Raw genomic sequence first — 21159 nt, 5'->3', positions numbered from 1 at the left:
GTTTCATGCATATAAGCAGGAGTCATGCCACAAGGAAAAGATGTAAATAATCAATAACTTAGCCGATGGAAATGTTACTCTTGTTTGACAAGTTGTAAATGTTTCCGACGGTCAAAGCATGGCATTGCCGGCCAAACGGCCTATAGTGTAAGTAGCTCTTCGGAAGGGAGGTTGCCATGACCCGTAAATTCATCGATTGCCGCGAATTCCCAAGCGACACCCACTGCAGTGTCGCCATTGCGGCAGACAGCGAAGACGAGTTGCTGGAAACTGCGGTCCAGCACGCAGTCTCGGTGCATAAGCATGCTGATACGCCTGAACTGCGCGCCGCTATCCGTGGCATGATCCACGACGGTACGCCGCCGGAACATGCGATGCCACCGGGCGTTGCCACTGGCGCACCGGAAGGCGCGCGGACGCACTAAGCTGCTTGCTCGTCAGGCTGGGCTTCGAGGTAACGAATCAGGTCGCGGCCGAGCACGCGCAGGCGTGCCGTTTCGACCTGCCGCTTTTTATAGGCGTCGTGGCTGGCTGGGCCTTCCAGCGTGCGGCCATGGCTGACTTTGTCCATCAGCTGGATTTCGTATTCGAAGAAGAAGCCGACATCGTAGTCGGGGCCGCTTGCCGCCGGATCGTCGGACGGTACATGAATCATCTTGCGCACCGTGACCTGGATGCTGTTGAAGCCGGTGCCGCTGTGCGGGTTGTCGGCGCGCGTCTGCGGTGAGGAAATGTCCATCAGCTCAGCATCCATCTTTTCCAGCAGTTCGGCCGGATAGCCATCGGCCGCTTCCAGAAGGCAGCGGTATTGGGTGAAGATTTCTTTGGCCGCTTCCATGTCGAGCAGGGTGTTGCGGGTGCGCTGTGAATCCACATTGGTCACCGAGATCAGGTGGGCGCGTTGCAGGGTGCGCAGGGCCAGCAGACATTCGAAGCGGGTGCCGAACACCATGCGCACGCCGAGATGGTCGAAGATGTCGGCTGCCAGGTAGGCTGCTTTTTGCAGCAGCTTCAGCAGGATGCTGGCGCGGCTCTTGTTGTTCTTGCGGTCAAAATGCAATAAGGGCAGGCAAATCTCGCCATCGCTCAAATAATGCTGGCCGTCCTCTTCGCGGATCACCTCATCCAGGCTGGCGAACACTTGCTGGCGGATGGTATTGAAATAGCGCAGCTTGAGATTGTTATCGATGTAGAACACGCCATGCATCACTTTCAGCACGGCGCAGGACCACATGCGGCGCAATTCGACTTGCTCATTGCCGTGCAGGGAGGCGAACACCAGCAGGTCCAGTGGATCTTCCGGCATGCGTACTTCGGGCGGGATCAGGGCGGCCTGTCCGGGCGTCAGGAAGGCGGTACAGACAAAGTCAAGCGCCTCGCCATGGGCCTTGGCGATCACTTCGCGGGCGTGGGGATTGTCGATGTCGAAACCATATTCGCGCACGAATTCGTGCGCGTCATGCTTATTGCGCAGGGCTAGCCCACCGAGGTCGATTGCCGACACGCCGGAGGCGATCGCATTCAGGTAAGTCCAGTTCAGGGAAAACTTGCCCTGGCACTTGAGAGATGGATGCATGGTAAGGAAAGTATCGCAGCGTTGAGTGCATGCCGCAAGGTGAGGTGTTGTTTGCAGATCTTACTTGTGTGTTACCAAAAGAGTAATGTAGTATTTTCTTCGAGGTAACTTTTATATCAACTTAAAAGGATCAGCCGTGACCAATCCGTATTCCATGCCACAAGCAGAGCTGACAGAACCGGTCAGCAACGAAACCTATATGCCGAAGTTCTTCGCCATCAATGGTCGCATAGGCCGCCTGCGTTATTGGGCGTACAGCATCGGTTGGGGCCTGCTAGTAATGCCGGCCATGTTCCTCGCCGCCGGCGTTGGCGCGCTGACCGGCTCCTTTGGAAATGCCGCCGAGGGTGGCAGCGCAATTGGCATCGGCATCACTTATTTGGCGTCCATCGTGATAACGATCATGCTGGCGCGTCGCCGCCTGGCTGACCTCGGCCACACAGGCTGGCTGGCCTTGCTGATCGTGGTTCCGTTCTTTGCGCTGTACCTGCTGTTCGCACCGGGCAATGCAGATGCCAATGAATACGGCCCTCCGCCCGGTCCCAATTCGATCGGCGTGAAATTGCTCGCCTGGATCCCGGCGCTTTTCTTCATCATCGGCATCGTCGCCGCCATCGCCATTCCGGCATATTCGGGCTACTCCGCGAAAGCGCGCGCCGAGCAGATGGGGCAGTAATTCCGGATGCATAACCCGTACACCGCGCCGCAGGCAGACCTCAAGCTGCAGTCAGAGCTTGCCGATGCGACGCGGCTGTTTGCATGGAATAGCCGGATCGGGCGTGCGCGGTTTGTGGCGTATGGCTTTTCCGGCCTGGCTTTCGCGGTTGTCTATCTCGTGGTGCTGACCACCGTGGAAAGGTCGTTCGGGGTGGTGTACACACGGGGTTCGCTGGTGGGGTGGGGGCATGCGGCCATCGCATTGCTGGCTTCAGCACTGGCGCTGGTGAACGCGATACGTCGGCGGCTGCACGATTTTGATGTCAGCGCGTGGTGGGCCTTTTTACTGCTGTTCCCGATCCTTCAGTTTGTGTTCCTGATCTATCTGCTGGTGGCGCCCGGCACGCCGAACGCCAATCGCTTTGGCCCCGTGCCGCCGCCAACCGAGCGCAGTGTCATGGCTGCGGCGGCGATTGGCGGCCTGGTCCTGCTATGGTTTATAGTGCTCCGCTCTCCTTGATGTCGAGGTAGCGGTTGAGGAGGGCGGAAGCCAGGTGTTCAGGAGCGACGTCGACCAGGTGGCCGGCGCGCAGGCCAAGGCGGCGGATCGCTTCCTGGCGCTGCTGCAGGTAATGTTCGCTGGCGGCAAGGCGCAGGGCATCGTCGAAACCGTTGACAGGCGCGTTGCTTGCGGCGTCCAGCGCTCGCTCGCGCAGGCTGGCGCACATCACCAGGTGGCGCGAAGACAGCAGGTCGACGGCCTGGCGCAAGGCCACGTCATCCTCATCGCGCACATTCGTCACCAGCACCACGAAGGCGCGGCGGCCCAGGCGGTTCAACAAGTCGTTGGCAGCGCGCAGGTAATCGGGCGCTGCTTCGCCCGGCTGCAAGTCGTACACGCCGGCCAGCGTGCGGTCCAGGCCAATGCGGCCTTTGGCCGGCGGCAGCCAGCGGTTGTCCACGCCAAAGCTCATCAAACCCACCGCGTCACCTTGCTTACCCGCGACGAAGGCCAGCGTCAGCACGGCGTATAGCGCGTGGTCGAAATGGCTGGTGTCGCCGTCGCGCGCCAGCATGCGGCGGCCGGTGTCGAGCAGGAACACGACCTGCTGGTCGCGCTCCACCTGGTATTCGCGGCTGATCGGCTTGCGGTGGCGCGCGGTGGCCTTCCAGTCGATCGAACGCAGGCTGTCGCCGCGCCGGTATTCGCGCAGCTGGCGGAAGTCCGTACCTTCGCCGCGCTGGCGCTTAACCAGAGAACCGGCGGTGGGCGCCTGGCGGTCTGTGGCGCGCAGGGCTTGCCCCAGCAGGCGCGCCACGTCGGGGAAGACTTTGGCCGTCTGCTGCGGCCCGATGCGGTGGATCGCTTGCCATAATCCGAGCGGGCCGGCTACGCGCAGCCACGGCGTGCCGAACTCGCCGTCGCCGCGTTCCAGCGGCCGCACGCGGTAGGCGATGGTGGTGAAGGCGCCAGGCGCCAGATGCGTGGCATGGGGCATGCCTTCCAGCTCCCAGGCCGGAGGGTAATCGTCGAAGACGTCGAGCTGCAATGTCGTTGCGCCTTCATTGTGCACCGTCAGCTTCACATCGTGCCAGGCGCCGACCGGCAGCACGCCAGCCAGTTGGCGCTCGACGCGCAGGGCGGGACGGCGTCGCGCCAGCAGCGCATCGCTGGCCGCGGCCAGCAGCAGGGCGCCGCCCAGCACCTGCCACGGCGCCTGCAGCTGCGGCCACACGCTGGCGGGAACGCCAAGCGCTGTCAGGCCCAGCAGGGCGTGGAACATGCGGCGGGTTGGCTTCATCAGTTGCGCGGGGCAGCGACGGATTCGATCAGCGCTGCCAGCACGTCGTCTGCGCCCAGGCCGTCGAGTTCACTTTCCGGCGACAGGGCGATACGGTGGCGCAGCACTGGCAGGCTGGCCTGCTTGATATCGTCCGGCGTGGCGTAATCGCGACCGCCCATCAGGGCCATGGCGCGTGCCAGGCGGATCAGGGCGATGCTGCCGCGCGGGCCGGCTCCAACCGACACGCCCGGCCACTGGCGCGTTGCGCGCACCATGCGCACGGCGTAGTTGGCGACCGTCTCGTCGACACGGATGCGCGCTACCAGCTGTTGCAGAGCCACCAGGGTCTCGGGCTTGATCAGGGTGCGCACCTGGGCCACTTCGAGCCCATCGCCAACGCGGTCCTGGGTCACGGCCAGCAGCATTTCGGTTTCTTCCTTCTCGCTTGGATAGGCGATCTGCGCCTTGATCAGGAAGCGGTCCAGCTGCGCTTCCGGCAGCGGGTAGGTGCCTTCGCTTTCCAGCGGGTTCTGGGTGGCCAGCACCATGAAGGGCGCAGCCAGCACGTGGCCTTCACCCTCGATGGTGACCTGGCGTTCCTGCATTGCTTCCAGCAGCGCCGACTGGGTCTTGGCAGGAGCGCGGTTGATTTCGTCGGCCAGCAGCAGGTGCGTGAACACAGGACCTTTGCGGATGCTGAAGGTTTGCTGGCGCTGGTCGAATACGGCGTGGCCCATCACGTCGGCCGGCATCAGGTCGGGTGTGAACTGGATGCGCGAGAAGTCGCCGGCAAAGGTCTTGGCCAGCGCCTTGACCAGCAGGGTCTTGCCCAAGCCAGGCACGCCTTCCAGCAGCACATGGCCGCCCGCCAGGCAGCAGGCCAGGACTTGCTCAACCACCGCTTCCTGGCCGACGATGGCGCGGCCGATTTCCTCGCGCAGCCGCTGCACGATGTCGACGGCCTGCGTCAGGCGGTCGGCCGGAATAGCGTTATTAGGCGGGAGGGACATGCTATCGCTCATGGTGGGCTCGCAATTGTTGGAGTATGGATATCTGTCTTGTGAAATCGGCGGCGCGTGCGGCAGGGGCGCCCAGCAGGGCTTCGCTCACTTGCGCTTCCGGCAGTTTGGCCAAGCGCGCAAGGCGGCGCGCGCGCTCGTTGCCGTCCAGGGCGTGGAGCTCGGGCAGGCGGCGCAGCAGCAGCAGCATGGTGCGTTTGCGCACCGCTTCCAGCAGCAGGCTGCGGCCTTGCGGCAGCTTCCACAGCCAGCGGCCGCTCGCTTCGATATGTTCAATCAGGGCGCGGCGCGCGCCGGCCGTTGCCGGCAGCAGCGGGCCGAAACGGCGCGTGGCGTTCCAGGTCCAGAGCAGCAGCAGTGCGGCCAGGCCAAGCAGCACCGGACGGTAATGCTGCCACAGCCAAGCGGCCCAGCCTACGGTCTCGTTGTGCTGCACCAGCAGGACCGGCGCGTTGGCGCCGCCCTGACTGGCCAGCAGCAGGAGCAATTCGCCGTGGTCGAACTGGCGCAGGCTGTCGTTGTCGAAATAGTTTTCCATCGCGTCGGATGCCACCATGGCTACCTTGCCGCGTCCTTCCGCGTAGACCAGCACGGACAGTTCATGGGTGTCGCCCCAGAGCGGCGCCGGGCCTTTGCCTTCGAAGCGCTGCAGGCTGTCGGACTGGCGCCGCAGTTCGATGGTGTTGGCGGCGCCGGGCGCGTTCAGGCAGACCAGGTGGGCGGGAGGTTCCGGCTCTTGCTCCTCGTCCTCTTCATCTTCGTCCTTGGCCTTCTTTTTCGCGGCGGCCTGTTTTTCCCGGCGCTTGGCTTCCAGCGGATCGAGCCGGCAAGCTTCGTCGATGCGGGTGCGGCCGGACATCGATACGCCAAAGTGCTTGCCCAGCGGGTCGGGCAGTTCATCGCTGATCGCTTCCGGCTTATCGGACTTGTCGTCGGTATTCTGCACCCAGCCCGGCGTCATGATCAGGGTGTTGCCGCGTTTTACCCAATCGAGCAGCAAGGCGGCCTGGTGCTCGTCCGGCTGGCGCGCATAAGGCGACAGCAGCAGCACGCCGTCCGGCAGCTTGTTCAGGAGCTGGTAATTGAGCATCGGTTCGATGCGTACCTTGTGGCCGCGCGCTTCCAGCAGGCGGGTAGCAGCCAGCATCGGGTTCTTGATCTGCGCTTCGGAGTAGTAGAACTGGCCGCGCCAGACTTTGTGCAGGTAGATATGCCACAACTCGTAGCCGGCGCCGGTCAGCAGCACAGCGAACAGCGCGATCAGGGCCATGTAGCGTGGCTTCATGCTGCCTCGCGATCGAAGTGAGCCTGCCAGCTGCTGCACAGCGTAGCAACGGTGTCGGCGGCCGGCCAGCGCGCGCCGTAAGCCGCGTTCAGCCACAGCGTGGTGGCCTGGTCGGCCAGGGCGAGGCTGGTGTGATCGAGCGAGCCGGCAGCGTTGGCGTTGCGAGCGTGGGCCAGGCATTCGCCCTCCGTATCACCCTCGTGCAGCTTGAGCGACTGGCGGTTGACCAGGCGCGATAGCGTGGCGCGGTAAAGCAGGGCCAGTGCGGCACGCTGCTGTCCTTGCTGCCACAGCGCACGCACGGCGCCGGCCACGTTGTCCGGCAAGCTCTCTTCGCGGATATCGAGACCGCCGACTTCGGTGGCCAGTCTTGGTCCAGGCGCGGCCTCGAAATTGAAGCGCAGCGGCGCTGCGTAGCGCCAAAGCAGCCAGGCTACCAGGGCGATTGCACCGCCGATGGCAAGGGCCTTGAACACGCCGGCCAGAATGGCGGCCAGCCAGCGTGGCAGCAGGGGCTTCAGGCTTTCCTTCTGCTTTTCCTTTTCTGCCGGCGGATCGCGCAACTCCCATTCCTCGGCACAACGGAAGCCGCGCAAATCTTCGTGGGCATAGAGCTGGTCCACCTGGCGGCGAACTTGGGCTTGTTCCGGAGACAGGTTGGCGCCGCGGCCATCGGCTTCGATTACGAGGTCCTTGGGAGGGGCGCAATCTGTCTTGGCGGTGTTGGCAACAACTTCAGCGGCCTGCACGGGCGGCGGCATGCCAAGCAAGGCGATGGCCAACAGCGGCGCCGCCATCAGGAACGCAGCGGCCTGGCGCGCGGTCGGACGGGCAGCTGGCGCGCGCAGCTGGCGCAGCACGATTTCCAGGTCCCAGGCTTCCAGCGTGGCGCGGCGATTCAAGTACAGGGTGAATGTGCAAGCGGTATAGATCGGGCCCATGACGGCGCCGCCCACGCACAAGGCGGCGGTAAGCAGGGCCGATTGCAGCGCCTGGTCTTCCACCCGGAACAGGGCAAACGGATCGGGTGTTTCATTTGGCATGAAGAGGCTGACCATTACCAGCGCCCCGACCGACAAGACCAGCATTTCGAGTGCAAAGCAGCTGACGCCGAAAATGAAGGCGGCGCTGCCTGTATTGCCACGCGCGATGGTGGTGCGTCGCGCTGTGGCTGTTTTTCCGCGCGCCTGCTCCAGCACCCACACCGGCTGGTGCAGGCCGCGCCCGGCCATGAAAGGACGCCACCAGGTCAGCATGCGGAACCAGCCGCCGCCCAGTTCGCGCGGCCATGCGCGCAAGGCTTCGGTCCATGTGGCCTGCTGGCCGAAAACCTGGCGCGAAAGCACGTGCAGCGGCGCCCGTTCCAGCAAAGGCCGCAGCCACCAGGGCAAGAGGAAGAACAGGAACGGGACCTGCCAGTGCCAGCTGGCCAGCACCGCGAGCGCCGACAGCGGCAGCCAGAGCGCAAGCCATGCCAGCCAGGCATCCGCGCCGCCGGCATGCAGCAGGGCGAAGCCGAGGTCCAGGCCCTGGGCATTGCTGCGCGGCCGCAGGTCAAGGCGCAGCTTATCGAGTTGCATGCTTGCCTTTCTCGCGGCCGGCGAAACCAAAGAACAGGAACACCAGGGTCCAGCACACCGCGCCGACGCTGAACTTGATTGCCGGAGCAAAGCTGCTGGCCGACCAGAAGCCCTCGAAGAAGGCGGCGAGCACGGTAAGCAGCGCGGCGCCTGCCACCACGGGGTACATCTGGATGCTGGCTTGCTGTAGCGCTTCGCGGCGGCGCAAACGGCCCGGCTTGACCAGGGCCAGGCCGAGGCGGATGCCGGACATGCCGAACAAGACCAGGCCTGTCAGTTCAAAGCTGGAGTGGGTCACGACGAAAGACCAGAAATTGATGCGGGTAGCGGGATCGAGGCTGAGCCAGGCCGCCACCACGCCCATTTGCATGCCGTTGAACAGCACAATCAGCAAGGCCGGGATGCCGCCAAAGATGCCGCTGGCAAAAGTGCGGAAGCCGATGGAGACGTTGTGCCAGATGTAGTGGCCGAACATCTGCACATCGCCTTCGGCTCCGCCGCGCCCGACGGTGAGGGCCGATGGCGCATACATCTGGTGCATGCGGGCCAGGTTCTCCGGCGAAGAAAACAGGTAGGCATTGTGGGCGTCATGCGCGACCAGCAGGCCGATGGCGATGGCCGGTCCGAGAAGGCACAGTAGCACCAGCAGCAGCAGTCTCCATTCAGCGCGCACGCGGCGCGGCAAGTCGAGACGCAGCCATTGCAGCATCACTGTGGGGCGCTCCACCGCGACCCCGTACAGCGCGTGGTGGCAGCGCGCCACCAGCCCGTGCAAGTAAGACACCAGTTGCGGCGAGTAGCCACGCTGGCTAGCCAGCGCCAGGCACTGGCACAAGCGGCGGTATTGTTCGGGTAAGGTCTCGCGGCCCTCTGCACCCTTGGATAGCAGGGTGTCGATTTCGCTCCACAGGGGCCCGTAAGTGGTTTCGAACTGCGCCTGCTTCATCGTACCAATCCTGCGGCCATGCCGCGCAAACGTTCCAGTGATTCTTCGCCTTCGCGGCCGGTCAGTGGCGCGGCAATGTCGGCCAGCTCCAGCATGCGGCCGTGCGGCAGCCGGTTTTCACGCGCGAACAGGTCGGCCAGCGCGCGCTGCTGCTCCGGTGTCAAAGGGAAGGGCAGCGGAAGCGGCGACGCAGCCGGCGGTTCGACGCGTTTGGGCGGCTTGTGCCGGTACACCACCTGGGTGCCGGCCACGATATCGCCCATGCGGCGGAAATGGCGGTCGCACAGCATGCACACCAGACCGGAGGCATAGAACATCGGCAGGAAGTCTGCCGCCAGCAGCAAGTTGCGCAGCACCGATTCGCGCCAGCGCACTGGCAGGCCGTCGGCGCGCAGCACCTGCAGGCCGACCGCGTATTTGCCGAAAGTGCGGCCACCGGCATACACCTCGCATACAACAGGGTAAGCCCAGTAAGCGAGGAATAGGACCAGCGAATAAATGCCGCTAGAGAGCTTGCCGGAAGGGATGGTCGCGCCCAGGATGGCAGCGATGACGAAAGTGGCAAAAGACCAGGCCAGGAAATCGATGGCCCAGGCGTAGGCGCGCACCACGGGACCAGCGGGAGTCAGTTGCAGGCGCACACCTTCGGGAGTCGTCAGGGACAGGCGGCCATCGAGGAGATGATTCATGTCTTTTATTTAACCATAAAATTTCCTCAATGAAAATGTTTTACGCCTGCGGCCTCCTCTAATTGTCGGTAATCGCGCGACTGGCGCACGGTGCCGATCGCTTGCCAGATCGCTTCGATGCGCTGCGGATCGCGCTGGTAGGCGCCGCGAGCCACCATCAGGTGCAGATTGACCGTGGAGAAGGGCTGGTCCGCTTGCAGCACGCGGCCCTTGAAGCGGGCATCTTCCTGTGCCAGTTTGCTGGCCTCCAGCCCCTGCAGGATGGCGACGTCAAAGCCGCCCGCTGTCAGCATGCGCAATGCGTCGGCAGCGGACTTCACGTTTTCATGCGGGTCGTAGCCTTTGTCGCGCAATTGCTGGGCCACCAGGTAGCCCGATTGCACCACGACTGCTTTGCCGGCGGGCAGCAATTCGCGACCGTCCCAGCTGGCGTTGCCGCCGACGCGCAAGAAGACCAGGGCGGCGTCTTCAAACATGGCGCGGGATGGATCTTCGCTTCCGTCGGGAAGCTGGGGAATGCGCGACCAGGGACGCCGGTTGACGGCATCGGCGGCGCCGATCACGGCATCCACCTGGCCGAGCTTCAATTCGCTCAGGCAGCGCTTCCAGGGTTTGGGGGCATAAGTGAATTGCTCGTTGAGCAGGGATTCGACTCTTTTCAGCAGTTCGAAATTCAAACCAGTACCGCCAGGGGTGCTCCATGGCCGCTGGTCGACATCTTCAAAGCACAGGCGCAACGGCGGGCCTTTCGCGGCATGGGCAGCCATGCCGGTCACCAAAGCCAGCAGCACGCAAAGGCTTTTGTAGCTCATGCGACCAAGATTATCACGCTGGTGTCCCCTCGGGTTGGAATTGTTGGCATAATGACAGCAAACAAACATAACTCCTGGGGCCACAAAATGCGTGCGATGAGGCAGGCAATTTCAAGCGGGGCGCAGCATCTGCGTCCGGTGCATGACGACGCGCTGTCTACGCGCTACGTCGAAATCGGCCTTGCGGTGCGCGAAGCGTTCCGCACTCCTTCTTTGCGGGAGACATTCATCGCCCGCTTGAAGCCGCACCGGCGCCTGATCGCTGGCGCCGTGCCGGCTGGCATCCAGCAGCATGGCTTGTTGCCGGCGCGCGCGGCAACTTGCCGCCTGTCCGATATTTCCGATGCCGACCTGGCGCAATGGCTGGTCGATGACGGCCGCCTGATCTACGGTGAATTCACGCAGCAGGAGCTCGATAATTATTTCAACGAGATGGCGCCTTTCCTGCCGCCGAAAGGTCATTTCATCGACCTTGGCAGCGGGCTTGGCAAGGTGGTCATGAGCGCTGCGCTGGCCTTTCCCGGCTTGCGTTGCACCGGCGTTGAGCTGCTCACTTATCGCCACGAAATGGCGCAGGTGCGGCTGGCGGAAATGCTGGCTGCGGGTGTAGCCGAAAACCGGAATGTGGCCGCCAGCGTGGCGCGCCGCATCCGCCTTGTACAGCAGGACATGTTCAACGCCGACGTCAGCGATGTTTCCCTGGTGTACGTCTACAGCACCTGCTTCGCGCCGCTGATGGACCGGCTGGCCGACAAGCTGGCCCGCGAACTGCAACCGGGCGCGCTGGTGACGACCGTCACCTTCCCCATGCAGCATCCGGCCTTTGAATTGGTGAAGCAATTTTCGCCGCCCAGCGTGGCGTGGACTACGGTGTACCTGTACCGCCGTCGCGCTGCGTTCGACCCGCTGCCAGCGCCGCCGCCGCAAGTGCTTTATGAGCAGGATAGCGCGGCATGGGAGTACGCGGTGCGGGCTGCTTTCTCGGCCTACGATACGACTGCGGGAGCCTGAATGGATATCCGCGCGATGACCTTGCCCGAGCTGGAAGTGGTGCTCGAATGGGCGGCCGAGGAAGGGTGGAATCCCGGCCTGTCCGATGCGATCAGTTTTCATGCAGCCGATCCTGGCGGCTTCCTGCTTGGCCTGATTGACGGCGAACCTGTCGCCAGCATTTTCGCGGTGCGCTATGGCAGCGGTTTCGGATTTATCGGCGGCTATATCGTACGGCCGGCGTTTCGCGGCCAGGGCCATGGCATGGAAATCTGGAGTGCCGGCATGGCCTTGCTTGAAGGCCGCAATGTAGCGCTGGATGGCGTACCGGCGCAGCAAGCCAATTACGCGCGGTCCGGCTTCAAGCTGGCGCATCGCAATGTGCGTTATGAAGGTCGCGGCAGCGCCCTGCCGACGCCTAGCCGCGTCCTGCCGCTTGGCCCGCAGGATATCGACGAGGTGGTGGCCTACGACCGCGCCTTCTTCCCCGATCATCGCGAAGCATTCATGCAGCGCTGGCTGCGGCAAACCGGCAGCGTCATGCTCGGCGTGCGTGGCGATGGTGATGCCTTGCTTGGTTATGGCGTGCTGCGTCCGTGCCGCTCCGGCTTTAAGATCGGCCCGTTGTGCGCCGAAGCGCCCGACGTGGCGGAAGAATTGCTGCAAGCCCTGCGCGGCCGCGTACCCGAAGACGAGCCAATCTTCCTCGACGTGCCAGAGCCGAATGCAGCGGCAGTCGCCCTGGCCAAACGCCACGGCATGCACGCCTGCTTCGAAACGGCACGCATGTACACCGGCGCCGACCCCAACCTGCCCCTCGCACGCCAATACGGCATCACAAGCTTCGAATTGGGCTAATCCCTGCGCCGTTAGTTGCGCTGGAATTGCTTCAACGCAAAACTCGTCTTTCCAATTGCAGCTAATCTCTTTCTGTGCCAATCAGTCAGGGAGAGATCATGTCCAATTTTTACCAGTATTTTCGGCAGAACATGGAATCGCTTGGCTTGCCGGCCCCTGCTTCCATGTTCGGCAGCTTGCAAATGGCCCTCGCGAACGCCGCAGCTTTCATTGCACACGTCGATAAGTTTGGTCAGCGGGTAACTGTGGGTGAATTGGTTGGCGCAGGCCTAAGGGCAGAGAAGCTTGGTATGGTCGCGACCTTGTCCGCCTCGTTTTACGTTGGGGCCGTCATTGGAAGTATCGCTGTGGCGACGGGTAAGACGCTCAGCGGTGGAGTCTCCCTCGCAGACGTGTTGTGGGATATACGATCAACTGGGTTGTACCGTCCTTGGCTAGCGGCCACACTGCGCCGCAATCCAGCAATCTATGAAACGAACACGATAGGGCGTAGTATTTATCGCACGAGGATGATTCGATGATGAAAGACCAGCTATGGCTTTTCTTCTCCGCTGTTGTGAGTGCTTTGTTCGCCTGGGCATTCTGGCACTATCTTGATGCGGATGCGGTGGTTGCGTTGATGACGCTTGCCCTGGTGTCTGCTGTGGCGGATAACCTGCGCTTGCGGCGCAAGTTGCGCGAAACGCAGCGGCGTGGTTGACAGGGCCGCGCGGACGCGCGGAGAATGGCTGCTCCACAACCCTGCTGGATAGGAGGAAGTCATGAAGCTCCGTCGTATCGCGCAGTACCTGGTTGTTGTTGCTGGATTCACCCTGGCTGGCGCTGCCGTCAGCGGTTCACCGGATAAGAAGAAGGCTGCCGCGCCGCCTGATGAAAAGACTGCCATGGAACTCATGGCCAAGGCCGCCACTCCGGGCGAAGCGCACAAGAAACTCGATGCGCTGGCCGGCAAGTTCACCGTCAAATCAAAAATGTGGATGGACCCCTCCAAACCGCCTGAGGAAAGCGACGGTTCCACTGAGCGCAAGTGGATCATGGGGAACCGCTACCTGCAGGAGAGCTACCAGGGCAAGTTCATGGGCCAGCCTTTCGACGGCATGGGTATCCAGGGTTACGACAACGTGACGAAGAAATACTTCGGCAGCTGGATCGATTCCGGCGGCACCGGCATGACCCTTGCACACGGCTCGATGAACGGCCATACCATCAAGTACAAGGGCATGATGTCCGATCCGATGAGCGGCAAGGAAATCCCGTACACGATGAGCGTCGCCATTACCGATAACGACAACCACAAGCTGGAGATGTGGGGGCCGGGGCCGGGCGGGAAAGAAATGAAGTGGATGGAAATGAGCTACACACGCGTCAAGTAATAAAGGCCCCGCGAGGGGCCGGCACGCCGGCGTCAGGATATCCGCACCGGCGTGCGGTTCGCGACTTCCAGCAAGATCCCCCAATCGGTGCGGCAGTAAAAGCCTGGACCGCCGCGCATGTCCTGCACCGGCGACAATCCGTCCACGCCGGCAGCTTCGAGCTCTGCATGCTTGGCTGCGACTTCATCCGCGTCGCCGACAAGGAAGCCGATGTGGAATGTCTTTGGATAGCTTGGCGCCTCGCAGCGGGTAAGCACGAGTACCACTCCGCCTTCGCCGGAAAGAACGGCCATGCCGTGATTGCCCTTGTTTTGCAGCAGGGTGAAGCCGAAATGGCGGGTCAGGAAGCTTGAAGCCGCAGCCACATCGGGCACGGACAGGTCGAGATGATTCAGTTGCATATTCACTCCATAGTCGGTGGGCCCAACGGGAGTGCCTGGATATCGACCGGCCACACCCCGACGAGCCCGAGACGCAAATGCGCCGGGATCGTCGTGGGTTCTCATGCGCACGCGCATGGAGCAGAGCCCTCCGGGAGGAGAGGGACCGGGCTTACCTGAAACCGGTCCTGCCTTTTTCGACAGCGCGGATCATAGCATGACTTCAGCTGCGGCCAAGGCGCGGAAGGCGGCGCGATGGCGAGCCCGCGTTGTCAGCATCGACGCGGAACACGCCGACGGCTTGCAGCAAGGCTGCCGATTGCTGTTGCATGCTCGCTGCCGCGGCGGCAGCTTCTTCAACCAGGGCGGCGTTCTGCTGCGTCACCGCATCCATTTGCGAAATCGCTTCGTTCACTTGCGCGATGCCGGCGCTTTGTTCGTGGCTGGCGGTACTGATCTCGTTGATGATCTGGCGCACGCGATGTACGCTTTCCACTACTTCCTGCATGGTGCTGCCGGCCTGCGCGACCAATGTATTGCCGACGCCGACCGTTTCCACCGATGCCCCGATCAGGTCCTTGATTTCTTTGGCCGCCGCAGCGCTGCGCTGCGCCAGGTTGCGCACTTCAGATGCCACCACCGCAAAACCGCGTCCCTGCTCGCCAGCGCGTGCCGCTTCCACCGCGGCATTCAGGGCCAGGATATTGGTCTGGAACGCAATGCCGTCAATCACGCTGATGATGTCGACGATCTTGCGCGAGGAGCTGTCGATGGAGGCCATGGTCTCCACCACCTTCGAGACAACGGCGCCGCCTTTCTGCGCCACTTCCGAAGCGTTTGCCGCCAATTCATTAGCCGTGCGCGCGCTGTCGGCGTTCTGGCGCACGGTTGCGGTGAGTTCCTCCATCGAGGCTGCCGTTTCTTCCAGCGAGCTGGCCTGGCTTTCAGTGCGCGCCGACAGGTCGCTATTGCCGGCCGCGATTTCGCTCGACGCGGTGGCGATGGTATCCGTCGCCGTGCGCACCGAACTGACGATACGCGCCAGATCGTCGCGCATGCCTTTCAGCGCATTGACCATGCTGCCGTCGTCGTCGCGCTTGACGTCGATCGGCACGGTAAGGTCGCCGCCCGCAATGCTGCGCGCAATCGAAGAAGCGTAATCAGGTTCGCCGCCCAACTGGCGCAGCATGCCGCGCGCGATGAACACGCCTATGCCCAGCAGTACGGCCGCAAGCAGCACGGCGCCAGCAGCGAAGGTAATTGCGCGGCCACGCACCGTGGCATCGACCGTGTCCACGTAGACGCCCGAGCCGAGGATCCAACCCCATGGCTCAAAGCCTTTGACGTAGGAGACTTTCTGCACCGGCTTGTCGCTGCCCGGTTTCGGCCACATGTAATCGACCGGGCCGGCGCCGGCCTTCTTCACCATATTGACGAATTCCACGAACAGGAATTTGCCGGTCGGGTCCTTGTTGCTGCTGAGGTCTTTGTTGTCGAGCTCCGGCTTGATCGGATGCATGATCATCTTCGGCTGCATATCGTTGAGCCAAAAATATTCGTTGTTGCCATATCGCAACACCTTGATCGCCTCCATGGCCTTCTTCTGGGCGTCGGCGCGGGGCAGGGCGCCGCTCGCTTCCTGTTTTTGGTAGTAGTCGAGCACGCCATAAGCCGTTTCGACGGCCTGGCGCACATTGCTTGTGCGTTCCTCAAGGATGAGCGTGCGTTCGGAAATGAGGAAGATTGCGGTGAGGACGATGATGCCGAGAATGGCACCGGCGTTGAGCACTGCCAGTTTCTTCGCAATGCTCATGGACTGCGTGAAATTCATGGTTTGCCTCCAACTGTTTCAATCTTTTTGTGAACCCAGCATGGCATGGACGGCAGAAAAAGAAAAGGCCCTCGGTCGAGGGCCTTGAACTACGTTTGTGTTTTTATTTAGAGCGCTTGGCTGCGCTCTGGTCACGAATCGCGCGGAACTCGGAGTCACCGGACCAGTTTGGCCAATCTTTCGATTCAGCCAGGTCGCGGCCCAGGCTATACAGCACGCCCAGGTCGCGCGCCATGCCGGTGAACGGCCACTCGGCATGCCACTCGTCCGAAGGCTGGTGGTAGTTATGCTCGGTGTAGGCTTCCTGCGCTGCCTTGCCTGCTGCCATGCCGCCTTCGATCCAGTCTTCGCCGGAATCGAGCGACAGCGCAGGCACGCCGCGCTTGGCCATCGAGAAGTGGTCGGAGCGGAAGAAGTAGCCGGCTTCGGTGTGCGGGTCAGGCGTGTAGCTGACGTTGATGGCCTTGAATTTGGCGATCAGCATATCCAGCAAATCCAGCTTGGCGCTGCCGGAGATGGTGAAGTTGCGTGCCGGGCCATTCGGGCTCAGTGCATCCATATTGATCATGCCGACGGTAGTCGCCAACGGATAGACCGGGTTGGCGGCGTAGTACTCGGAACCGAGCAAGCCTTTTTCTTCCGCTGTCACGGCCAGGAACGCCACGCTGCGGCGCGGTGCAGGGGCGTTGCCGTACACGCGCGCCAGTTCCAGCAGCGCTGCGATGCCGGTGCCGTTGTCGATGGCGCCGTTGTAGATCTTGTCGCCTTTGGCATCCGGCTCGCCCACGCCCAGGTGGTCCCAGTGACCGCTGTAGATCACAGTTTCATTCGGGGCGGATGCGCCTTCGCGCACGCCCAGCACGTTCTTCGACTTGATCACTTGCGTGTCCACCGCATAGTGGGCCGACAGGCTCACGCCTTTCAGTTCCATTGGCTTGAAGTCGCGCGTTTGCGCCTGCTTCTTGGCCGCTTCGAAATCGAGGCCGGCGCGCTTGAACAGGTCAGCCGCCACGTCGCGCTGGATCCAGGCTTCCATCGGCGCGTGGGACTTGGCTGCATCCTTGCGCACGATGTCGTACATGGTGTTGGTATTGGAGTTCTTCACCGTCGCCCAGCCGTAGGAGGCTGGCGCGGTTTCGTGCACGATCAGGGTGCCGATTGCGCCCTGGCGAGCCATCTCTTCGTATTTGTAGGTCCAGCGGCCGTAGTACGTCATGGCTTTGCCGCCGAAATCGCCCTGGCCGGTTTCAAAGTCCGGATCGTTGATCAGCACCACGGCAAGCTTGCCCTTCAGGTTCACGCCCTTGAAGTCGCTCCACTTGCGTTCAGGCGCGTTCACGCCGTAGCCAACAAAGACCAGCGGCGCTTTGTCGAAATCCACGCGCTTGGCGCCATTCATTGCCGCGCGTACGGCAATCTGATCGCCCTGCGCGAACGGCATGCTGTCCTTGCCAACATGGGCTTTCAGCGTCATCGGACCCTTGATTTCAAAGCGGCCCAGCGGCACTTCCTGGTACCAGCTACGCTTGCCCTTGACCATATCGCCGCCCGGCTTCAGGCCGGCCGCTTCAAATTGCTTGGCGATGTACTCAGTGGCCTTTACTTCGCCAGCGGTATTCGGGCCGCGGCCTTCGAATTCGTCGGATGCCAAAACTTTAACGTCTTGCGACAGGTGCTGAGGATCGATCTTGGGCACGTCTTGCGCATGCGCTGCGGTAACAGCGAGTAGCACGGTGGCCAGCGCGGTATGGTTCACTGGTAACCTCCTGGTAGGGGTGAATGGATCTAAAACCCGGCAAGTATCGGCCTTGCGCGTCCGCAGGTCAAATCCCCGTGGCTGTGTAACACAGTGTTGCTATTGGGGCCGCCGCCACCCGGGCGGGCTTTGGCTGCGGCATACTTCGGGTGTAATTTTTTCACCGGAGCTTTAACAAATGAAACGCACAATCCTCGGCAGCCTGATTTTCGGCCTGGCCTGCACCCACGCTTTTGCGGCGGACCTGCAATCGGGCATCGACAAGGCCGGCATCGACCAGCAAGTCCGTGCGCAGGACGATTTTTTCCGTTACTCGCAAGGCAAGTGGCTGAGCGATGTGGAAATCCCATCCGACCGTTCGAGCTGGGGTGCGTTCAATGTGGCGCAGGAAAACGTGGAAGGCCAAGTGCGTTCCATCGTTGAAAAAGCTGAACAAGACAAAGCGCGCAAAACCGGTTCGGATGCGCAGAAGATCGGCGACTACTACGCCAGTTTCATGGACGAAGCGCGCCGCAACGCGCTGGGCCTGAAGCCGCTGCAAGCGGAGCAGGCGCGCATTGCTGCGCTGTCCGACAAGAAGGGCCTGGGCGCACTGGTCGCGCACCTGAATATCATCGACGCCGCAGCACCGCTGGATATGGGTGTGCGCCAGGATGCGCGTGATTCGACCCGTTACGTGGTGGGCATCCACCAGTCCGGCCTGGGCTTGCCGAGCCGCGATTACTTCATCTCCGATAAGGATGCGCGACTGAGCGAGATCCGCGCCAAGTACCAGCAGCACGTTGAGAAGATGCTGGCGCTGGCAGGCCACATGCAAGCGGCGGAGGAAGCGGCGCAGATCGTGGCACTGGAAACCCAGATCGCCCGAGCCCAATGGTCCGGCGTCGAGAACCGCGATCCGGTCAAGACCTACAACAAGATGTCGCTGGCCGAACTGAAAGCGCTGATGCCAGGCTTCGACTGGGACGCTTACCTGCAAGGCGTTGGCGTAGCGGGCAAGATCGACTCCGTGATCGTCAGCCAGCCAAGCTTCCTGGCCGCGATGAACAAGCTGATTGAAGCGACCCCGCTGCCGGTGTGGAAGGCTTACTTCGAATTCCACATGATCAGCTCCTTCGCTCCTTACCTGTCGCAGGCTTTCGTGGACGAGAATTTTGCCTTCCGTGGCGCCGTGCTGGCCGGCACCAAGGAAAACCGCTCGCTGCAAAAGCGCGGCATCGCGGAAGTGAACCGCGCGCTGGGTGAAATGGTAGGCAAGGCCTATGTGGCGGAATACTTCCCGGCCGAACGCAAGCAACAGGTTGCGGAGATGGTGCAGAACTTCATCATCGCCTTCCGCGAAGGCATCGACACCCTCGAGTGGATGAGCCCAGAGACCAAGTTGCAAGCGAAAGCCAAGCTGGCCAAGATCAATGTGAAGGTGGGCTACCCTGATAAATGGCGCGACTACTCGAAGCTGAAGGTGGAGCGCAATGACCTGGTGGGCAATGTGCTGCGCTCGCGCGACTTCGCCCACAACTTCAGCATCGAAAAGCTGGGCAAGCCGGTGGACCGTTCCGCATGGAGCATGACGCCGCAAACCGTCAACGCCTACTACAGCCCTTCGCTGAACGAAGTAGTGTTCCCGGCCGCACGCCTGCAATTCCCGCTGTTTGACCCGAAAGCGGAACCGGCCATCAACTACGGCGCGGTAGGTATCTCCATCGGCCACGAAATCAGCCACGCCTTCGACGACAAGGGCTCGCAGTACGACGGCGACGGCAACCTGCGCAACTGGTGGACCAAGGAAGACGGCGAGAAGTTCGCGGCACGCGGCAAGATGCTGGTGGCGCAGTACAACGGCTACAGCCCGGTTGCCGGCTACAACGTCAACGGCGAACTGACCCTGGGCGAGAACATCGCCGACAATGCAGGCCTGATCATGGCAACCCGCGCCTACAAGATCTACCTGAAAGGCAAGCCGGCACCGGTGGTCGACGGCTACACTGCCGAACAGCGAATTTTCATGGGCATGGCGCAAGCCCGCCGCGGCAAGGCGCGCGACGCCGCGCTGATCCAGCAAGTGAAGTCCGACCCGCACTCGCCATCCGAATTCCGCGTGAACGGCAGCCTGAAGAACCACCCAGGCTTCTACGACGCCTTTGGCGTAAAAGAAGGCGACAAGATGTACCTGCCGCCGGATCAACGTGTGATTTTCTGGTAATCCCTTCCATTTAAAAAGTCGGGGTCAGGTCGAGCAAACGGACACGGGCTCAAGCGCGTAGCGCTTGGGCCCGTGTCCGTTTGCTCGACCTGACCCCGACTTTTATCTTTAAAGGTAGCGCGACAGCATTGCGCCATCCAGCCCTTCGTCGAGCTGGATGCGCACGATGTGGCCGCTGCCAGGGGCGATCGTGATGTCGCTGCCGTCGTCCGCCAGCAGGCGGGATAAGGTGATGTCGCGGTTGCCGCTTGGGTGCATCACTTCAATGCGGTCGCCCACCGCGAAATGGTTCTTCACGTCGACGCGCGCCCAGCCGTCTTCAATCCCGATCACGTCCCCAACATACTGGCTGCGGTCAGTCTCCGACCTGCCGCGCATGTAGTTTTGGTGCTCTTGGGTGTGGTGGCGCTGGTAGAAACCGTCCGTGTAGCCGCGGTTGGCGAGGCCTTGCAGTTGGCCGAGCAGGCTTTCGTCGAAAGCGCGGCCAGCCGCGGCGTCGTCGATGGCCTTGCGGTACACCTGTGCGGTACGGGCGGCGTAGTAGGCGGACTTGGTGCGGCCCTCCACTTTCAGCGAGGTGACGCCGATCTTTACCAGACGCTCGACGTGCTCCACCGCTCGCAGGTCTTTCGAGTTCATGATGTAGGTGCCGTGTTCGTCTTCGAAGATCGGCATCAGCTGGCCGGGACGGCCGGCTTCTTCCAGCAGGTAGGTCTGGCTGGCCAGCGGGTGGCGCGGCTGCTGGTGCAGTACGGAGATGTCGCCCGTCGCGTCCTGGCAGCCTTCGCCGACCTTGTAGTCCCAGCGGCAGGCGTTGGTGCAAGTGCCCTGGTTGGCGTCGCGGTGGTTGAAGTAGCCCGATAGCAGGCAGCGGCCGGAGTAGGCCATGCACAGCGCGCCGTGCACGAAGACTTCCAGCTCCATTTCTGGGCAGCGCTGGCGGATTTCCTCGATCTCGTCGAGCGACAGTTCGCGCGACAGGATCACGCGCGTCAGTCCCATGCGCTGCCAGAATTTGACGTCGGCCCAATTGACGGCATTGGCCTGCACGGACAGGTGGATCGGCATGTCCGGCCATTCTTCGCGCACCATCATGATCAGGCCGGGATCGGCCATGATCAAGGCATCGGGCTTCATGGCGATGACCGGCGCCATGTCGCGCAAGTAGGTTTTGAGCTTGGAGTTGTGGGCGAAGATGTTACTGGCGACGAAGAACTGCTTGCCGCGCGCGTGGGCGCCTTCGATGCCTTCCTGCAGCGCCTGCAGTGTGGAGAAATCGTTATTCCTCACGCGCAGGCTGTAGCGCGGCTGGCCGGCGTAGACCGCGTCTGCGCCGAAGTCAAAGGCGGCGTTCATTTTGGCCAGGGAGCCGGCGGGCAGGAGGAGTTCGGGGGCGGTCAGCATGGCAGGCAAAAGGCGC

21 protein-coding genes are annotated in these 21159 nt (G+C 62.4%); 9 read left to right on the top strand and 12 right to left on the bottom strand.

Features of this window, described 5'->3' with window-relative positions:
• Positions 1–176: 176 nt before the first annotated feature.
• The gene (locus AC1RTP_RS22915) at positions 177–425 is read left to right on the top strand and encodes a DUF1059 domain-containing protein (protein WP_498610819.1); all 249 of its coding nucleotides are present in this window, start codon (positions 177–179) and stop codon (positions 423–425) included.
• Here AC1RTP_RS22915 and AC1RTP_RS22910 read toward each other — a convergent pair.
• Complete coding sequence (locus AC1RTP_RS22910) at positions 422–1576, bottom strand: TIGR04552 family protein (RefSeq protein ID WP_498610817.1); 1155 nt, start codon at positions 1574–1576, stop codon at positions 422–424. The genes AC1RTP_RS22915 and AC1RTP_RS22910 overlap by 4 nt on opposite strands.
• 136 nt (positions 1577–1712) lie before the next feature.
• On the opposite strand from AC1RTP_RS22910, the gene AC1RTP_RS22905 reads away from it, so the two are divergent.
• Positions 1713–2252: a DUF805 domain-containing protein gene (locus AC1RTP_RS22905; RefSeq protein ID WP_498610815.1), complete on the top strand. Its 540-nt coding sequence runs from the start codon at positions 1713–1715 to the stop codon at positions 2250–2252.
• A 6-nt stretch (positions 2253–2258) separates the two neighbouring features.
• Positions 2259–2753 (top strand): DUF805 domain-containing protein, encoded by a 495-nt coding sequence (locus AC1RTP_RS22900; protein WP_498610813.1) that lies wholly within the window; start codon positions 2259–2261, stop codon positions 2751–2753.
• Here the strand turns inward: AC1RTP_RS22900 and AC1RTP_RS22895 are convergent.
• Genes AC1RTP_RS22895 through AC1RTP_RS22865 form a run of 7 tightly spaced genes read right to left on the bottom strand, consistent with a single transcriptional unit; the run spans position 2731 to position 10348 of the window.
• Positions 2731–4035 carry a DUF58 domain-containing protein gene (locus AC1RTP_RS22895; protein ID WP_498610812.1) on the bottom strand — a complete coding sequence of 435 codons (1305 nt, stop codon included), beginning with the start codon at positions 4033–4035 and terminating at the stop codon, positions 2731–2733. The two genes, AC1RTP_RS22900 and AC1RTP_RS22895, sit on opposite strands and share 23 nt — an antisense overlap.
• Positions 4035–5027, bottom strand: a complete 993-nt coding sequence (locus tag AC1RTP_RS22890; protein ID WP_498610810.1) for an AAA family ATPase — start codon at positions 5025–5027, stop codon at positions 4035–4037. The genes AC1RTP_RS22895 and AC1RTP_RS22890 overlap by 1 nt, the downstream gene beginning before the upstream one ends.
• 1 nt (position 5028) lies before the next feature.
• Positions 5029–6321: a DUF4350 domain-containing protein gene (locus AC1RTP_RS22885; RefSeq protein ID WP_498610808.1), complete on the bottom strand. Its 1293-nt coding sequence runs from the start codon at positions 6319–6321 to the stop codon at positions 5029–5031.
• On the bottom strand, positions 6318–7901 hold the full coding sequence (locus AC1RTP_RS22880; RefSeq protein WP_498610806.1) for a DUF4129 domain-containing protein: 1584 nt from the start codon (positions 7899–7901) through the stop codon (positions 6318–6320). Before AC1RTP_RS22880 ends, AC1RTP_RS22885 begins: the two co-directional genes overlap by 4 nt.
• Complete coding sequence (locus tag AC1RTP_RS22875; protein ID WP_498610804.1) at positions 7888–8847, bottom strand: stage II sporulation protein M; 960 nt, start codon at positions 8845–8847, stop codon at positions 7888–7890. Before AC1RTP_RS22875 ends, AC1RTP_RS22880 begins: the two co-directional genes overlap by 14 nt.
• Complete coding sequence (locus AC1RTP_RS22870) at positions 8844–9536, bottom strand: RDD family protein (RefSeq protein ID WP_498610802.1); 693 nt, start codon at positions 9534–9536, stop codon at positions 8844–8846. Before AC1RTP_RS22870 ends, AC1RTP_RS22875 begins: the two co-directional genes overlap by 4 nt.
• Positions 9537–9562: 26 nt before the next feature.
• A complete protein-coding gene (locus AC1RTP_RS22865; RefSeq protein ID WP_498610800.1) occupies positions 9563–10348 on the bottom strand; it encodes a substrate-binding periplasmic protein in 786 nt (261 codons plus the stop codon).
• Between the two features lie 87 nt (positions 10349–10435).
• On the opposite strand from AC1RTP_RS22865, the gene AC1RTP_RS22860 reads away from it, so the two are divergent.
• The 5 genes from AC1RTP_RS22860 (at position 10436) to AC1RTP_RS22840 (ending at position 13569) form a co-directional block, all read left to right on the top strand.
• On the top strand, positions 10436–11359 hold the full coding sequence (locus tag AC1RTP_RS22860; RefSeq protein ID WP_498610799.1) for a class I SAM-dependent methyltransferase: 924 nt from the start codon (positions 10436–10438) through the stop codon (positions 11357–11359).
• Positions 11360–12196 carry a GNAT family N-acetyltransferase gene (locus AC1RTP_RS22855; protein ID WP_498610797.1) on the top strand — a complete coding sequence of 279 codons (837 nt, stop codon included), beginning with the start codon at positions 11360–11362 and terminating at the stop codon, positions 12194–12196.
• A 98-nt stretch (positions 12197–12294) separates the two neighbouring features.
• On the top strand, positions 12295–12717 hold the full coding sequence (locus AC1RTP_RS22850; RefSeq protein ID WP_498610796.1) for a hypothetical protein: 423 nt from the start codon (positions 12295–12297) through the stop codon (positions 12715–12717).
• Positions 12714–12896 (top strand): hypothetical protein, encoded by a 183-nt coding sequence (locus AC1RTP_RS22845; RefSeq protein ID WP_498610795.1) that lies wholly within the window; start codon positions 12714–12716, stop codon positions 12894–12896. Before AC1RTP_RS22850 ends, AC1RTP_RS22845 begins: the two co-directional genes overlap by 4 nt.
• Before the next feature lie 61 nt (positions 12897–12957).
• Positions 12958–13569 (top strand): DUF1579 domain-containing protein, encoded by a 612-nt coding sequence (locus AC1RTP_RS22840; protein ID WP_498610794.1) that lies wholly within the window; start codon positions 12958–12960, stop codon positions 13567–13569.
• 32 nt (positions 13570–13601) lie between these two features.
• On the opposite strand, the gene AC1RTP_RS22835 is transcribed toward AC1RTP_RS22840, so the two are convergent.
• The 3 genes from AC1RTP_RS22835 to AC1RTP_RS22825 all read right to left on the bottom strand — a co-directional run bounded on the left by AC1RTP_RS22835 (position 13602) and on the right by AC1RTP_RS22825 (position 17536).
• Entirely contained in the window at positions 13602–13970 is a 369-nt protein-coding gene (locus tag AC1RTP_RS22835) for a VOC family protein (RefSeq protein ID WP_498610791.1), read from the bottom strand.
• A 202-nt stretch (positions 13971–14172) separates the two neighbouring features.
• Positions 14173–15780 (bottom strand): methyl-accepting chemotaxis protein, encoded by a 1608-nt coding sequence (locus AC1RTP_RS22830; protein ID WP_498610789.1) that lies wholly within the window; start codon positions 15778–15780, stop codon positions 14173–14175.
• Between the two features lie 103 nt (positions 15781–15883).
• A complete protein-coding gene (locus AC1RTP_RS22825) occupies positions 15884–17536 on the bottom strand; it encodes a M28 family metallopeptidase (RefSeq protein ID WP_498610786.1) in 1653 nt (550 codons plus the stop codon).
• 178 nt (positions 17537–17714) lie between these two features.
• On the opposite strand from AC1RTP_RS22825, the gene AC1RTP_RS22820 reads away from it, so the two are divergent.
• Positions 17715–19739: a M13 family metallopeptidase gene (locus tag AC1RTP_RS22820; RefSeq protein WP_498610784.1), complete on the top strand. Its 2025-nt coding sequence runs from the start codon at positions 17715–17717 to the stop codon at positions 19737–19739.
• Between the two features lie 108 nt (positions 19740–19847).
• Here the strand turns inward: AC1RTP_RS22820 and trhP are convergent, their stop codons facing one another.
• A complete protein-coding gene (gene trhP, locus AC1RTP_RS22815; RefSeq protein WP_498610967.1) occupies positions 19848–21143 on the bottom strand; it encodes a prephenate-dependent tRNA uridine(34) hydroxylase TrhP in 1296 nt (431 codons plus the stop codon).
• Positions 21144–21159 lie beyond the last annotated feature (16 nt).

The sequence above is a fragment of the Pseudoduganella sp. GW821-FHT11H04 genome (assembly GCF_058807935.1).
The sequence above is the reverse complement of the archived record's forward strand: the minus strand, read 5'-3'. Positions and strand labels throughout refer to the sequence as shown.

Excerpts from the sequence above, each read along its gene's own strand:
- AC1RTP_RS22865 (WP_498610800.1), bottom strand. The coding sequence starts at position 10,348 with ATGAGCTACAAAAGCCTTTGCGTGCTGCTGGCTTTGGTGACCGGCATG.
- AC1RTP_RS22845 (WP_498610795.1), top strand. The coding sequence starts at position 12,714 with ATGATGAAAGACCAGCTATGGCTTTTCTTCTCCGCTGTTGTGAGTGCT.
- AC1RTP_RS22820 (WP_498610784.1), top strand. The coding sequence starts at position 17,715 with ATGAAACGCACAATCCTCGGCAGCCTGATTTTCGGCCTGGCCTGCACC.
- AC1RTP_RS22885 (WP_498610808.1), bottom strand. The coding sequence starts at position 6,321 with ATGAAGCCACGCTACATGGCCCTGATCGCGCTGTTCGCTGTGCTGCTG.
- AC1RTP_RS22880 (WP_498610806.1), bottom strand. The coding sequence starts at position 7,901 with ATGCAACTCGATAAGCTGCGCCTTGACCTGCGGCCGCGCAGCAATGCC.
- AC1RTP_RS22870 (WP_498610802.1), bottom strand. The coding sequence starts at position 9,536 with ATGAATCATCTCCTCGATGGCCGCCTGTCCCTGACGACTCCCGAAGGT.
- AC1RTP_RS22915 (WP_498610819.1), top strand. The coding sequence starts at position 177 with ATGACCCGTAAATTCATCGATTGCCGCGAATTCCCAAGCGACACCCAC.
- AC1RTP_RS22910 (WP_498610817.1), bottom strand. The coding sequence starts at position 1,576 with ATGCATCCATCTCTCAAGTGCCAGGGCAAGTTTTCCCTGAACTGGACT.
- AC1RTP_RS22900 (WP_498610813.1), top strand. The coding sequence starts at position 2,259 with ATGCATAACCCGTACACCGCGCCGCAGGCAGACCTCAAGCTGCAGTCA.
- AC1RTP_RS22850 (WP_498610796.1), top strand. The coding sequence starts at position 12,295 with ATGTCCAATTTTTACCAGTATTTTCGGCAGAACATGGAATCGCTTGGC.
- AC1RTP_RS22840 (WP_498610794.1), top strand. The coding sequence starts at position 12,958 with ATGAAGCTCCGTCGTATCGCGCAGTACCTGGTTGTTGTTGCTGGATTC.
- AC1RTP_RS22860 (WP_498610799.1), top strand. The coding sequence starts at position 10,436 with ATGCGTGCGATGAGGCAGGCAATTTCAAGCGGGGCGCAGCATCTGCGT.
- trhP (WP_498610967.1), bottom strand. The coding sequence starts at position 21,143 with ATGCTGACCGCCCCCGAACTCCTCCTGCCCGCCGGCTCCCTGGCCAAA.
- AC1RTP_RS22875 (WP_498610804.1), bottom strand. The coding sequence starts at position 8,847 with ATGAAGCAGGCGCAGTTCGAAACCACTTACGGGCCCCTGTGGAGCGAA.
- AC1RTP_RS22855 (WP_498610797.1), top strand. The coding sequence starts at position 11,360 with ATGGATATCCGCGCGATGACCTTGCCCGAGCTGGAAGTGGTGCTCGAA.
- AC1RTP_RS22895 (WP_498610812.1), bottom strand. The coding sequence starts at position 4,035 with ATGAAGCCAACCCGCCGCATGTTCCACGCCCTGCTGGGCCTGACAGCG.
- AC1RTP_RS22835 (WP_498610791.1), bottom strand. The coding sequence starts at position 13,970 with ATGCAACTGAATCATCTCGACCTGTCCGTGCCCGATGTGGCTGCGGCT.
- AC1RTP_RS22890 (WP_498610810.1), bottom strand. The coding sequence starts at position 5,027 with ATGTCCCTCCCGCCTAATAACGCTATTCCGGCCGACCGCCTGACGCAG.
- AC1RTP_RS22830 (WP_498610789.1), bottom strand. The coding sequence starts at position 15,780 with ATGAATTTCACGCAGTCCATGAGCATTGCGAAGAAACTGGCAGTGCTC.